This is a genomic window from Pedobacter sp. Bi126, assembly GCF_918698245.1.
GTDB lineage: Bacteria > Bacteroidota > Bacteroidia > Sphingobacteriales > Sphingobacteriaceae > Pedobacter.
The window spans coordinates 489178-503367 of the sequence record NZ_CAKKMS010000004.1 but is presented as its reverse complement, the minus strand read 5'-3'; the positions used below and the strand labels follow the sequence as shown (position 1 = coordinate 503367).

General features: G+C 39.1%; 15 protein-coding genes and 1 pseudogene. 5 read left to right on the top strand and 11 right to left on the bottom strand.

Annotated elements, in window-relative coordinates; genetic code table 11:
• Positions 1-15 precede the first annotated feature (15 nt).
• Positions 16-66 (top strand): Com family DNA-binding transcriptional regulator, encoded by a 51-nt coding sequence (locus LQ201_RS25740; protein ID WP_371823055.1) that lies wholly within the window; start codon positions 16-18, stop codon positions 64-66.
• Positions 67-829: 763 nt separating this feature from the next.
• On the opposite strand, the pseudogene LQ201_RS25735 reads toward LQ201_RS25740, so the two are convergent.
• Positions 830-1114: pseudogene (locus LQ201_RS25735) on the bottom strand (NAD(P)-binding domain-containing protein); the annotation flags it as partial.
• Between the two features lie 201 nt (positions 1115-1315).
• Here LQ201_RS25735 and LQ201_RS16940 point away from each other — a divergent pair.
• The gene (locus LQ201_RS16940) at positions 1316-1927 is read left to right on the top strand and encodes a hypothetical protein (RefSeq protein WP_230144614.1); all 612 of its coding nucleotides are present in this window, start codon (positions 1316-1318) and stop codon (positions 1925-1927) included.
• A 670-nt stretch (positions 1928-2597) separates the two neighbouring features.
• Here LQ201_RS16940 and LQ201_RS16935 read toward each other — a convergent pair.
• The 4 genes from LQ201_RS16935 to LQ201_RS16920 form a co-directional block, all read right to left on the bottom strand.
• On the bottom strand, positions 2598-3476 hold the full coding sequence (locus LQ201_RS16935; protein WP_230144814.1) for a PorP/SprF family type IX secretion system membrane protein: 879 nt from the start codon (positions 3474-3476) through the stop codon (positions 2598-2600).
• A 13-nt stretch (positions 3477-3489) separates the two neighbouring features.
• Entirely contained in the window at positions 3490-3996 is a 507-nt protein-coding gene (locus LQ201_RS16930) for a gliding motility-associated C-terminal domain-containing protein (protein WP_230144613.1), read from the bottom strand.
• A 2-nt stretch (positions 3997-3998) separates the two neighbouring features.
• Entirely contained in the window at positions 3999-6218 is a 2220-nt protein-coding gene (locus tag LQ201_RS16925) for a hypothetical protein (RefSeq protein ID WP_230144612.1), read from the bottom strand.
• Positions 6219-6496: 278 nt separating this feature from the next.
• Positions 6497-7840 carry a deoxyguanosinetriphosphate triphosphohydrolase gene (locus LQ201_RS16920; protein WP_230144611.1) on the bottom strand — a complete coding sequence of 448 codons (1344 nt, stop codon included), beginning with the start codon at positions 7838-7840 and terminating at the stop codon, positions 6497-6499.
• Positions 7841-7975: 135 nt separating this feature from the next.
• Between LQ201_RS16920 and LQ201_RS16915 the strand changes: the two genes are divergently transcribed.
• From LQ201_RS16915 to LQ201_RS16905, 3 genes are all read left to right on the top strand, one after another.
• Positions 7976-8623, top strand: a complete 648-nt coding sequence (locus tag LQ201_RS16915) for a hypothetical protein (RefSeq protein ID WP_230144610.1) — start codon at positions 7976-7978, stop codon at positions 8621-8623.
• Positions 8624-8731: 108 nt separating this feature from the next.
• Positions 8732-9094, top strand: a complete 363-nt coding sequence (locus tag LQ201_RS16910) for a hypothetical protein (RefSeq protein ID WP_230144609.1) — start codon at positions 8732-8734, stop codon at positions 9092-9094.
• A gap of 10 nt (positions 9095-9104) precedes the next feature.
• Positions 9105-9299 carry a YtxH domain-containing protein gene (locus LQ201_RS16905; protein WP_230144608.1) on the top strand — a complete coding sequence of 65 codons (195 nt, stop codon included), beginning with the start codon at positions 9105-9107 and terminating at the stop codon, positions 9297-9299.
• Between the two features lie 274 nt (positions 9300-9573).
• Here LQ201_RS16905 and LQ201_RS16900 read toward each other — a convergent pair whose 3' ends face one another.
• The 6 genes from LQ201_RS16900 to rpsL all read right to left on the bottom strand — a co-directional run bounded on the left by LQ201_RS16900 (position 9574) and on the right by rpsL (position 13903).
• Positions 9574-9849 (bottom strand): hypothetical protein, encoded by a 276-nt coding sequence (locus LQ201_RS16900; protein WP_230144607.1) that lies wholly within the window; start codon positions 9847-9849, stop codon positions 9574-9576.
• A 122-nt stretch (positions 9850-9971) separates the two neighbouring features.
• Complete coding sequence (locus tag LQ201_RS16895) at positions 9972-10265, bottom strand: hypothetical protein (RefSeq protein WP_230144606.1); 294 nt, start codon at positions 10263-10265, stop codon at positions 9972-9974.
• Positions 10266-10316: 51 nt separating this feature from the next.
• A complete protein-coding gene (gene rpsJ, locus LQ201_RS16890) occupies positions 10317-10622 on the bottom strand; it encodes a 30S ribosomal protein S10 (RefSeq protein WP_008244591.1) in 306 nt (101 codons plus the stop codon).
• Between the two features lie 138 nt (positions 10623-10760).
• Positions 10761-12875: an elongation factor G gene (gene fusA, locus LQ201_RS16885; RefSeq protein ID WP_230144605.1), complete on the bottom strand. Its 2115-nt coding sequence runs from the start codon at positions 12873-12875 to the stop codon at positions 10761-10763.
• 129 nt (positions 12876-13004) lie between these two features.
• Entirely contained in the window at positions 13005-13472 is a 468-nt protein-coding gene (rpsG, locus tag LQ201_RS16880) for a 30S ribosomal protein S7 (RefSeq protein WP_029278632.1), read from the bottom strand.
• Between the two features lie 17 nt (positions 13473-13489).
• Positions 13490-13903 (bottom strand): 30S ribosomal protein S12, encoded by a 414-nt coding sequence (gene rpsL / locus LQ201_RS16875; protein WP_029278631.1) that lies wholly within the window; start codon positions 13901-13903, stop codon positions 13490-13492.
• Positions 13904-14190: the final 287 nt, after the last annotated feature.

Sequence of the window (14190 nt, the reverse complement as noted above, 5' to 3'; positions counted from 1 at the left end):
CATAGCCAATAATCGATGCCCATTCGTGCACCGCGGTGTGGAATTCTAAATCATCTCCGCGGATAGATTTATCATATAAAGCAGTATTAATCGATTCCTCTAACATTGCTTCATTTTTGAAAAGATATTCGGCAATGCCCAGCCTCAATTTAAAAGGTGGGGTTTGGCAGATCAGGTTATCATAAGGGTTTACACCCATTTTATACCAGGCATATACCATGCTCAGCAAACTTAAATGCGAATTTGGTTTCTGTTTATGGCTGGCATCCGATAGGCTGAATTCTTTCATGATGTTATCATCCAACAGTAAAAGCGAACGGCTTTCATGAAAAACGAAATCGCGTGCAGCATAAATCTTTTCCCTAAACTCCGCCTCATTCTCGCAGATCATCAGCTTAAACAGTTCCGATTCGGCCTGTGCATAATATTTTACCTGTTTCTGAGCATAAGGATTTAAAATGGCCAAACCAGCATAAATATGAGATTTGTAACTAAAAATTCTCAGCGTGGTCAAAATTTTCACATTATCGATTCCACCCGCATATGCCGGATTATCCCAAGGGAAAAAACCCGCATTTTTCCATGCCGAGCCCATGCTTTCGAATCCCATGTGTGTTACTGCCTGTGTATCGGCCACAATACGGTCGTGCTCCCTATAATCGTCCATTTCAATAATGTTCGATTTTAAAGATTTGTAAATTTCTAATGCTTTGGCATAAACAGCATCGGTAGCACGGTGACGTACTACCACAAGTGTTTGCCCTTCCGGACTAAATGCTGGACCATGCAAAGAATGACAGGTTACAATCTGGGTATCCGCTGGAAGGTGTTTTTCGAAAGCAGCAATTTCGGGATGTTTAACCGAGGTTTGTCCGGCAACTATGGCGCCATATTTTGTTGAGCGGGCAAAAGCAGCTACCACTTCATCAATTTTTTCGGCTTCAACGCAATAGATAATAAAGTCTGATTTACGGGCAACCTCATGGCCATCGATTAAAACTTCGATTCCTTTAGGTTCCAGCTCTTTTTTTAAATCTGTAAAACGTAAGGGCATATCTGCCCCACATACCTTATAACCAGCGTTTAAGAACGATAGCGCATACAATTTGCCCATATCGCCCAAACCAATAATTCCTATTTGCATGAAACAAATGTAACCTATCGCAAATAAATTTATAATAAAACTTAGATAAAATTGTTATTTAGAATGTTAAACCAGAACAATTTTATCGATTTGCCAAAACCTTAAACAAATTTTATTAACCGGAAAATGGATAAAAATGTAGTTTTACATTCTAACACCTATATTTAAACTATGCAGAAAATTAAACACACCCTATTGTTTTTAGGCGCTATGCTATTTTTAAACGTTGCCTTTGGGCAAACTTTACCTGACACTACGAAAAATACCGACCCTTCTTTAAATGGCCAGTATCAGTTCATGTTAAAGAAATCTAAAAACTTCAACGGCGCAAGGCTGATCAATCCATCACGGTTATCATCTTTATGGAAAAGTGTTAGTGATACGCTCAGAAAAGAACGCAAGCAGCTGCAGGAAGCCCGTCAGGAAATTAAAGCACAAGCCGATAACATTTCGAGCTTAAAAGGCGAAGTAAATGGAAAAGAAAGTTCCTTAGCCAATGCCAACGCTGCTGTTAATGAAATTAAATTTTTAGGCATATCCTTCAATAAAGGCACTTATAATACCATTGTTTGGGCCATTATTATTGTACTTGGGGTAGGTTTGGCCTTTGTAATTTTCCAATCGGGTAAATTAAGGCACGAAGCGAAGTACAGAACCGAGCTTTACCAAGAGGTGGCCGATGAATTTCAGGCACACAAAGTAAAAGCAAAAGATAAGGAAATGAGACTCGCCCGTGAGCTGCAGGACGAGCGTAATAAATGGGATGATGGCCGGGGAAGGTAATCGAAGACCTTTTAGTTAACTGAAAAAACTTACTTTTTTTTTTAGAAAAGCAGGGCTTGTGGTACTTCGGTTCCGCTAGCCCCGCCATTCGCTTTACCTCACTACGTTCAGTGTCCGCTACTGTCGGGTTTATGGAATATGGTTTGTGGTTTATGGGAACCAACCGATGCCTAAAACACGAAACGTTCCTACGGAACGAAAAAAATAAAACATTTTTTTACCGAGGAGCCGTCCCGATGGGACGAGCAATTTTTGATCATATGAGATAGAAAGGGTGGGCGGTAGCTAAACATAGATGTTTTCTTCTTAGGTTGGTGCCCCCCCCATTTGACGGAAGACAAGGAGGCAATTTTATCATTACAAATCGTCCCATCGGGACGTCTTCTTGGTAGCCAATTTATATAATTGGCGTTTTTCGTTCCGTAGGAACGTTTGGTGGTAAACCCATCAATAGCCCCCATCATTGGCCACCTAACCCGATCAAAGCGAGATGCCGATATTTCATGGGCAGAAGCGGGAGCGGGAACTGCTCTTACCCAAAAGCTACCACAACTGCTTTCCAAAAAACAACGGTTTAAAAAAATAATTAAATTATTGGATAAATCTGTAGGTACATTTAACAGTAGATTTCTCCATTCCGTTGCACTTCAGTCGAAATGACGATAACAGCTTAATTTTTGATACTGTACTTCAAACCCACCTCAAATTCGCCATTGCTATAACTCTGCATTTTTGAAGTATTGGTCGTGTACTGGAATAAAACCGAAAATTGGTTTTTGTAGTTTGCACCAAAACCAGCTGTAAAGCTGTTGGTACTATGATATATGCCGTTCATCATCAACTTATTCTCTAAAAACTGAAGATTTACACCGGCATCAAAAATACCATCGTAATTCTGCACCCCTCTATATACCAATTTCGGTTCAATACTGTTGATTACTTTATCAGTTGTGAATTTATAACCCGCTGCGATAAAATAAATCGATCGGTCTACCACGTTTCGCAGTACATCTCTTTTAAAAAACCGTTTAAGATTAGGCAAAGCAGCCTGTAGTGTCAATTTATCGGAGCGGTAAGCTACTCCAAAATCGCCGTCCAGATATAATCTACGATCGTTAAAGCTATTGAGTACATCGTCGTCTAAATCGCCTTTGGCTTTACCGAAGTCAATCCATTCATTCATTAGGCCAGCCGACAACCCAAAATCCAAAAAGTTAGTCCCACCATTTAAAGGCAAATGATAAGCATAAGTTACAGTTGCCCTGGTACGGTTAATCGCCCCTGCACCTTCATTGTAAAAAAGAATGCCCAAACCTACTTTATTATTAGCCAAACCATAGTCGCCAGTCAAATACTGAATCTTTGGTGCACCATCTACCCCCGTCCATTGTGTTTTAAATGCTGCATTTAAATTTAGTCCGGTTTCTAAACCTGCCATTGCTGGGTTAGCTAAAAACTGGTTCTGATAGTAGATGCTCCCCATGGGGTTAAGCTGGGCAAATGCTGGTGTAACAAACAAAAACAACAGCCCCGCCATATAACATTTCATTTTTTTCACGCTGTTATTTTTTATATAAGATTGATATAAAACCTTTAATAGAACCATCTGCCCCCAAATCGAGCATATAATAATAAGTATCTTCGGTAAGTGGCTTTCCGTTAAAATAGCCATCCCAGTTGTTTTGATAACCTGGAGTAATATAAATCAACCTTCCGCCCCTATCAAAAATGGATAGCTTGTTGTTCGGATACTTTTCTAAGCCCTTAACTACAAAAAAATCGTTTTTCCCGTCTCCGTTTGGAGTAAGGATATTATTTACAATGGCTACGTCGGCTGTGGTCTGTATGATCAGAAAAGGCTGTAAAAATCCTTGGGTCAATGTAGTGTTGGCAGCCTGTAAAGTTTGTACCAGTACCATTTCACCAATACTAAAATCGTATAATTGATTGTTAATCTTACCGCTGCCACTGGCCGAATTAACCACGTACGGCAAACTTTGTGCGTTTACGTTTCCCCAGAAAAAACCTATGGTTAAGAAAACAAGCAAATAGGATATTCTTCTCATCATGTTTAGTTTAAAGAGATCCATGCCGCCCCATCGCTTTGAATGGTGAAAGTTTTTGCACCGGTAATTGTGGTTACACTAGAATCATCATTCAACAAAACAGGATTGTTTAACGTAACATCACCTGATGATAAAGCTTTTACAATTACATAAATCCTTCCTTTACAGCTAGAGGCCGTTGGGAGATTAACACCTACCGCCAAACCTGCATTTTTTATCCTGACGGTGTAATGACTGGCATCGAGTGTTAAGGCTCCGGCCGTAGTATAGGTTAAAACACTTGCTGCAACAGAACCATTGATGTTTAAAGTACTTGCATTTGCTGGGGCATAAGCTACAGAAGATGCAGCGGCAGTTCCATTAATGGTTAATGCACCACCATTTGCCGTAAAATCGCCAGCGATTAGAGGATATGAGGTACTGGAGTTAGCTACTACTAAGGTATTATTTGCATTTGTGCTGTTGGCGGCAGCGTTGCTTCCGATAAAAACATTCCCTGCCCCATTGTTTTTCGAACCGGCGGCATAACCTAGTGCCGTATTATTGTCGCCATTACTTGCTTCAAGCGCCAAACTTCCAATAGCTGTGTTTGATATACCAGTTCTATTGGCCATTAGTGTATGCGTGCCAATTGCAGTGTTATTGGAGCCTACCGTATTAATCGCTAATGCCTGCGAGCCAAAGCCGCTGTTGTTGATGGCGCTAAAACTGCGCTGCAACACCAGGTAACCGAAAGCGCTGTTTTCGTAACCTGAAATGTTAACAGATAATGCTTCGCGACCAAATGCACTGTTATAAAAGCCAGATACATTTGCAGTAAGTGTTTTATAACCGTAAGAAATATTGTTTTCGGATGAGTTTCCTAAACGGCCAGATTTTAAACCGTTAACCAAAAAATTAATGGCTACGTCATCTGTATTGCCCAGGAAATTATTGTTTTGATCGATGCTGCCCGTATTTCCTTTTAATGCCCAGGCATTTGCATTTGCAAATAATGTCCTGCTGATTAACTCAGGTTTTCCGGTTGTTGCATTGGTGATATACACTTTGTTTGCATCGCTTACCCCATCAGTAGTTAATTTAGCCATCGTAACAGCTGCATCAGCAAGTTTTGCTGTAGTTACCGACCCATCAGCGAGCTGTAGTGTATTTACTGCGGTGTCATCGATATTAACGTTTTTAACTTCTTTACTTCCAATTTTTACAGCGGTTACTGCAGCGTCGGCTAATTTTGCCGTTGTTACCGCCCCATCTGCCAGTTTAAGCGTGCTAACCGCCCCTGCATTGATATCAATTACCACATCTTTCAATAAAGCCGTAGCGCCATTGGTACTAATACTCAAATCAGTTGAGGTTAATGCCTTAGCTCCCGACAATTGACTCACATCCAATGTTACCGGTTTCCATACAGTCCCATCAAATAGAAGCACCTGATTATTGATTGGTGAAGTGGCATTTAATGTCTTTCCCTGAAGATTAGCTAATGTAGGATTTGGATAATTCCCTGTTAAATCACCGCCAGCTACTCCTGTTGAAGGACCAACCGGGCCTATGTCACCTTTATCCCCCTTATCCCCTTTTACGCCAGGTATGCCCTGCAAACCTTGTAATCCGGTAGCTCCCGTTGCACCTGTATCTCCTTTCGCTCCTTGTGGACCTGTTGCGCCTACCGCTCCTTGTGCACCGGCAGCACCAGTTAAGCCAATTGGCCCCTGAGCACCAGATGCTCCTGCTGGTCCCTGCGGACCTGCAGCGCCTGCAATACCTTGTGGACCAGCAGGGCCTGCTACACCCGGATCTCCTTTGGGTCCGGCTGGCCCATTGGCAGCATAAAGGGCATATGGAACACTTAGCAATTGTGCGGTTCCGGCCAAACTAAAATTTGTACCGTTATCAGGATCGATTTCGACCTTAACAAACTTTAATCCACTCGCCCAGGTTACTCCAGCTATTGTACCGTTAACCGAACTTGCACCTGTAGCCCCAATTGCCAATGCATATAAACCTAAAGCATTGGTTGTTACATTTCTTACTTCCGAATATTGAACGGTCCCGGTTGAAGATCCATCTAAAATACTAATCCGCAAGGCTATATTTTTATTGGCCAGCGGGGTGCCATTAGCATTTCTTGCCGCTCCTTGATAATTAAATTGTTGTGGGGTCTGCGCTTTAATAGCTAAGGTGAACCCTATGCTTAACAAAGCAATTAGTAAAAGTTTTTTCATGAATCGGGATGAGATCTAAAGCATCAGGCCTAAAAATAAGGAGCCCAACGATCAAATCTAACAATTAGTGCAAGCTGCTCCATTCGCTTTACACGAAATACTAATTACAAATACTAAAACGATTTTAAAGAACTACAAATCAATCACTTAAATAAAATTTAATTTTATAATTTTACACAAACACCCAATTTAAGGTCAATTTAACCCGCTAAATCAGAAGAAACAGAGCGTAAACCAGTAATTAATCGAACATAAAAAGTAAGGCCAGGAAGTTATCTTTAGGTTTCCGAAGGAAAAGATATTCCCTTTATATTGCGGTATAGATCAACTGCGTACAAATCGGTCATACCCGAAACGAAATCCAATACGCTCTGTATGATGGAATAAATATCAGTCAAATCGGTATGATATTGTTTGGGAATAAGTTTAACCAGTTTTTTATAATAGTGTGTATTGTTATGAATAAGTGCAGGAACAAACTCTTCTAATAAACCGGCCATAATTTTATAACCGGCAACCTCTTTCTGTATAACCGACGAGAAATTGTAGATACGCTCAACAGAAATTTTTTCTACGGCTTTCCAGGCAGAAATATAGGGCTCGGGCAATAAATCGGTTAAACTTTGATTAAGCTCACCTTTCAATAATTTTTCTTGTTCCCTAAAAAATATGCCTGCACATTGGTTGGTTAACGTATTAATTGCTTTAGCCCTTAACAGACCGATTTTTGCATCATCGTCTTCATAGTCATTTTTTAAACGATCTTCGATGGTGGTAGAGTTGGCAAAAGGCAACAGATAACTCTTTACCTCCTCGTAGGAAAGTATCTTTAAGCGGTGCGCATCTTCCAAATCGATGATGCTGTAACAGATATCATCGGCAGCTTCAACCAGATAAACCAAAGGATGTCGTTTGTAAATGAGGTATTCGCCTTCTTCTTTCTCCAAATTGAGCTCTTCTGCAATCTTTTTAAAAGTTTCTTCTTCTGATTGAAAGAAACCGTATTTCTTACGGTGCAGCACTCCCTTTTGTTTACCCGCAATTGAGGCGCAAGGGTATTTTGCAATCGAAGCCAAAGTAGAATAGGTTAACGCGTAAGCATCGTTGCCTTTTCCTTTTAGCGGATGGGTAAGGATCCGGATGGCATTTGCATTACCTTCAAAATTAATTAAATCGTGCCACTGCGATTCCTTCATCTCATTCTGATAAACTTTCCCATCGCCATCGGTAAAATATCGTGAAATAGCTGCTTCTCCTGAGTGCCCAAAGGCTGGGTTTCCCAAATCATGCGCCAGTGCAGCGGCAGCCACGATATTACCCACTTCGTTAATTAAAGGAACATCTTTAATCAGTTGCGGTTGTTGCTCCTCTACACTTTTTAAAAAAATATTGGCCATGGAGCGGGCCACACTGGCAACCTCTAAACTATGTGTTAAACGGTTATGTACAAAAACACTTCCTGGCAATGGGAAAACCTGGGTTTTGTTCTGCAACCTTCTAAAAGGAGACGAAAAAATCAACCGGTCATAATCACGCTGAAAATCAGACCGTGCCCGATCTGTGCTGGCACCATATTGTTCTTGTCCGTATCTCTTATTCGAAAGTAAATATTTCCACTCCATTTATCCCGTTTGCTTTAAAATTTGGCGCAAGTTAAACAAAACGCGAAAATGGTTAAGCATAAAGCTTCAGGTAAAATTTATATTATACAATTAAAAGATATTTTTATATTCGCTACAAAATTAAACAAACAAATAATGAAGAAAATCTTATTAACGCTCGCTATCTTGTGCTGCTTTACGGTTTTAACCAAAGCGCAATTTGAAGGCTCGAAGCAAATTTTTGAAAGTCCGAAACTAAAGGAAACAATCAAAACACAAAAAACTGTAGCCATTTTGCCTTTCGAGGTAAAAATTTCTTACCGGAAACAACCAAAAAACTTCAGTGCAGAAGCAAACAAAAGCCAGGAAGAGTCGATGGCAAAATCGATACAGGCCAGTATGTACACCTTTTTGTTAAGGAAAGCTTCTGATTATACGGTAACTTTCCAGGATGTTGACAAAACAAACATCTTATTAAAAAAAGCAGGTGTTTTAGGTAAGTTAGACGAAACAACTAAAGATGAACTGGCCAAAATACTTGGTGTTGATGCTGTTATCGGTGGGCGTTTTGAAACTGAGCAAACGAAATCTGAAGCTGGTGCAATCGCCTCTGCTGTTTTATTTGGTGGCTTTGGTGGAAAATCTGGAACAGGTACTATGTTCTTAACCATAAACAACGGAGCGGATGGAGAGTTAATGTGGCGTTTCTTTAAAACAATGGACGATTCCATTATGAGCTCTACCGATGATATGGTAGAACGGATGATGCGAAAAATATCACGGAATTTCCCATATAAAAGTTAAAACGAAGGCAGATAGAAATATCTGCCTTTTTTGTTACGACTATCTTTTGATTTATCCTGATTCAAACTATTTAGTCTGCGTTCTGTTTATTCATAAAGCTATAATACGATGAAAACGAACATATATAACAAGGAAGAGCATATTGAAGGTTATGTAGGATCAGGTGATGAACAATCAGAAAAATCTGATGTACAAAAAGCTTACGAAGCAGGTAACAACACCGATGTAGTAACCAGTTATGGCAAAGAACCAAGCGAACTGATTGAGGGAAATCCTTTAGCCAAAGACGGTCGGGATAATTCTGGTACGCAAGGTAAAGATTCTCTTAGTGATGACGCCTACAACAGTTCGGATAAAAATCCAACCTTACAGAGTGCCGAAAGTCATACCGGAAGTTCATCTGATGATTTTAAGACGAATACCAACATTAATGAGGCTGATGAAAACCATGCTTTAAATACAGGAATATAAACAGATAATTATGGGACTATTAAAATATGCCATTATAGGCGCAGCAGCCGTATATGGTTTTAAGTATGCCACAAAAAAGCGGATAACTGACGGTAAATCGTTGATTGATGACCTTAAGGAAAAAGCTCCGGAATATGTAGATAGGATTAAGGATTATTCTGAAAAAATAAGACAGGATTATCGTCAGACAAGCGATTTATACTGACAATTAATCGAGTATAGAAATACACATTAAATTGACATATATCAATATATTAATGCAAGACGTCTTGTAAATTGGCGATAAGTTCTTGAAATTTGCAGCGCTGTAGGATTCGCGACAAAGATTAACTAAAAAAATCAGAGACTAACGATTTAAGGGCATTTGCTTCTTGATTAACGCATTTCAGTTGTGGAATCCTAATTAATTTCCATCTACCGGAAAATGCATAAATTTTATAAAGGGATTATTCTGTATGGATAGTCTCTTTATAATTGGATCATAAATCTTTTCCCCTCAAACCTTTCTCGTTATTCTTGTTTCTGTTTCCAATGTCTTCACCCTGACTTAAATTCGAATTATTTAAATTTTCATTTACGGCATGCGTAGGATCATTTTCTGTTTTTAATAAATGTGACTCATCTGGCTGATCTTTACGCTTAAAATCGGCGCGTTTATGTCCATAAGTAGCCTCTCCATTATCCCATTCAATATCCTCCTCATTTCGGTTAATCTCCGAATTAGGATCGACATTTTTATTTTCATTCATTTCCATAGCCATTTTTTTTATAGATACCTCTTATTTAAACAATTGGTACGATAAAAAGTTTAATCAGGCATTAATATATCAATCGCAGCCTATTGTCTCTTTAACCGAACCCTACCACCCATTTGCGGCTACTGTACACCTTTACTTTGATCTATCTCTGTGCTACTATCCAAATCATCTTTGGTCGATCCATTTTCATCACGATGTTTTGGCGGATTTTCCATTCTGCTTTCTTCCAGTTCAGAAAAATCACCGTCTTTTTGATTGGCCACTTCCCCATGTGAAGAGGGGTTTTCTTTCAATTTTTCTTTAGGATCCGCAAAATCCTGTCCTTCAACTGGTAATCTTTGGTGCGTTTTATCTTCCTTAGCCATATCAGTACAACCAGCTAACGTTGCTTTTGTTTTAAAATTTGGATGCATAAAAAAAGGTCTCGATTTGCATCGAGACCTTTTCTATTCTTTTAAAATCAATTAAACTTTGATTTCAACTTCAACACCGCTAGGTAATTCAAGTTTCATTAAAGCATCAACTGTTTTAGAGTTAGAGCTATAAATATCCAATAAACGTTTGTAGGCGCATAATTGGAACTGCTCTCTAGCTTTTTTGTTTACGTGTGGAGAACGTAAAACAGTAAAGATTTTTTTCTCTGTAGGAAGTGGAATTGGTCCACTTACAACTGCACCCGTAGGCTTAACAGTTTTTACGATTTTCTCAGCAGATTTATCTACTAAGTTGTAATCGTAAGATTTTAATTTAATTCTGATTCTTTGGCTCATCTTATTTTTAATTGTGGTTTCCTGTTAGAGCTATTAACAACAGAAACCGGATTTATCTTTTTAGCAGCAAGTATTTTAGTATCGAGTATCAAGTCTAATAATCCATCTTGATACTTGATACCTTTATCTTAATACTAATTAGTCTTCAGATTTTACTCTTCCTTTAGATTTAGCAACTACTTCATCCTGTACGTTTTTAGGCGCAGCTTCATAGTGGTCAAATTCCATTGTAGAAGTTGCACGGCCTGAAGTGATTGTACGTAACTGCGTTACATAACCAAACATTTCAGAAAGCGGCACAGTAGCTTTAATTACTTGAGATCCATTACGGGTATCCATACCTAATAATTGACCACGACGACGGTTCATATCACCTATAACATCACCCATGTTTTCTTCAGGGGTTAAGATTTCGATTTTCATGATTGGCTCCATCAAAGTAGGCTTACATTTAGGTAAAGCTTCACGATATGCCATACGGGCAGCAAGCTCGAATGATAAAGCATCTGAATCGACTGCGTGGAATGAACCATCAATCAAACGTACTTTCATATCAGGAAGCGGATAACCAGCTAATACACCATTAGCCATTGCAGCAGCAAAGCCTTTTTCTACTGAAGGGATAAACTCACGTGGAATTGAACCACCTGTAATTTCGTTTACGAACTGTAAACCACCTTTTTCGAAATCAGCATCAATTGGTGAAATAATTACCTGAATATCTGCAAATTTACCACGACCACCAGATTGTTTTTTATAAGTTTCACGGTGTTGAGTAGTACCAAAAATTGCTTCTTTGTAAGCTACTTGCGGCGCACCTTGGTTAACCTCTACTTTAAATTCGCGTTTTAAACGGTCAATTAAAATATCTAAGTGTAACTCACCCATACCAGAGATAACCGTTTGACCAGTTTCCTGATCAGTTTGAACTCTGAATGTAGGATCTTCTTCAGCTAATTTAGCTAAGCCCATACCTAATTTATCAACATCAGCTTGAGTTTTAGGCTCAATAGCTAAACCGATAACTGGTTCAGGGAAGTTCATAGACTCAAGAACGATTGGGTTTTTCTCTTCACAAAGTGTATCACCAGTTTTGATATCTTTAAATCCTACTACCGCAGCAATATCACCAGCAGCCACATTAGGTACAGGGTTTTGCTTGTTAGCATGCATTTGGAAGATACGGGAAATACGCTCTTTACTTTCTGAACGTGTGTTATACACGTAAGAACCAGCTTCTAAGTTACCCGAGTAAACACGGATAAAACATAAACGGCCTACGAATGGGTCAGTTGCAATTTTAAATGCTAAAGCTGCAAATGGCTCATTGATGCTTGGTTTTAATAAAACTTCAGCACCTGTATCTGGGTTAGTACCTGTTACACCTTCTGAATCAAGAGGTGAAGGCAATAATTCCATCACGTAATCCAACATGGTTTGAACACCTTTGTTTTTGAAAGATGAACCACAAACCATAGGAACGATTTTAGCATCTAAAACAGCTGCACGTAAAGCATCTAAAATTTCGCGCTCAGTGATTGAGTTTGGATCTTCAAAGAATTTCTCCATTAAAGACTCATCATAATCAGCAACTGATTCTAATAATTTCTCTCTCCACTCAGCAACCTCATCTAACATATCTTCAGGAATTGGCACTTCAGTAAAGGTCATACCTTTATCATGCTCATTCCAAACGATACCACGGTTGTTGATCAAATCAACCACACCTTTAAATCCGTCTTCAGCACCGATAGGTAATTGCAATGGAACTGCATTACTACCTAACATATCTTTAACTTGTTTAACAACTTTTAAGAAGTCAGCTCCAGAACGGTCCATTTTGTTAACGAAACCGATACGGGCAACATTATAGTTGTTAGCCAAACGCCAGTTGGTTTCTGATTGAGGCTCAACACCATCAACTGCAGAAAACAAGAACACTAAACCATCTAATACACGTAACGAACGGTTTACCTCTACGGTAAAATCCACGTGTCCTGGTGTATCGATAATGTTCATGTGGTAAGCCTGACCTCTGTATTTCCACTCAACCGTAGTTGCAGCAGAAGTGATCGTGATACCACGCTCTTGCTCTTGTGCCATCCAGTCCATTGTTGCAGCACCTTCGTGCACTTCACCAATTTTATGACTTACACCAGCATAATAAAGAATACGCTCCGTTGTTGTAGTTTTACCTGCATCAATGTGAGCCGCGATTCCAATATTTCTTGTAAATTTTAAATCTCTTGCCATGTTATGTTTTTGATTTATCTGATTTTAAATAATTACACCGATTATGTTAAAACAAATCGGTGTAATTTATCTAATCAGTATAATCTTCTAATTAAATCTGTGTAATCTTACTAATCTGTTAATCCTAAATTAGAATCTGAAGTGAGAGAACGCTTTGTTAGCCTCAGCCATTTTGTGCGTATCTTCTTTCTTCTTAACAGCAGCACCTTCACCTTTAGCAGCAGCTACGATTTCACCAGCTAATTTCTCTTTCATGGTTTTTTCGCCACGTTTACGAGCATATAAAATTAACCATTTCATACCTAAAGCTGTTTTACGCTCTGGTCTAACCTCAGTTGGAACCTGGAAGTTAGCACCACCAACACGACGAGATTTAACCTCGACAGCTGGCATAATGTTAGTTAAAGCACGTTTAAAGATCTCTAAACCGTTTTCACCTGCTTTTTTCTCAGCAATTTCAACAGCATCGTAAAAAATTGAATAAGCGATAGATTTTTTTCCATCGTACATCATATTGTTTACAAAACGAGTTACCTGAACATCATTAAATTTTGGATCAGGAAGAATAATTCTCTTTTTTGGTTTTGACTTTCTCATTTCTTATTTCCTCCCGATTATTTCTTTTTACCTTTTGTTGGTGCCGCAACTACCTGTCCTGGCTTAGGACGTTTAGTACCATATTTAGAACGACGTTGGTTACGACCAGCTACACCTGATGTATCTAATGCACCACGGATGATGTGGTAACGTACACCTGGTAAATCTTTAACACGACCACCACGGATCAATACGATTGAGTGCTCCTGTAAGTTGTGACCTTCCCCAGGAATGTAAGCATTCACCTCTTTACCGTTCGTTAAACGAACACGGGCTACTTTACGCATTGCTGAGTTTGGTTTTTTAGGGGTAGTGGTGTACACACGTGTACATACACCTCTTCGCTGTGGACAGCTGTCCAACGCTGGAGACTTACTCTTGAACTCCAGTGCTACTCTACCTTTTCTAACTAATTGTTGAATGGTTGGCATTGTGCTTTTTTATGTTTTTTTATTAAAAAATTTACCGCTCCCCCGGCATCCTTGCAGATAGCCCATAAAACGGACTGCAAAAGTAGAACAATTCTTTTTAAAAATCAAGGGGTTAGCATAAAAAGTTTTCTATTGGCAATTATCAGTTTTCAGTTGAAGATTAAGGAGTAGTTCAGTTTACAGTTTTAGATTTTCAGTTAACAGTTCTCTCTCTAAATCCTCTAGCACGCTCATCATACTGAACTCGTTTTAGCATCTAGTTTGGCTATTTAAATTACTTTTGGAAA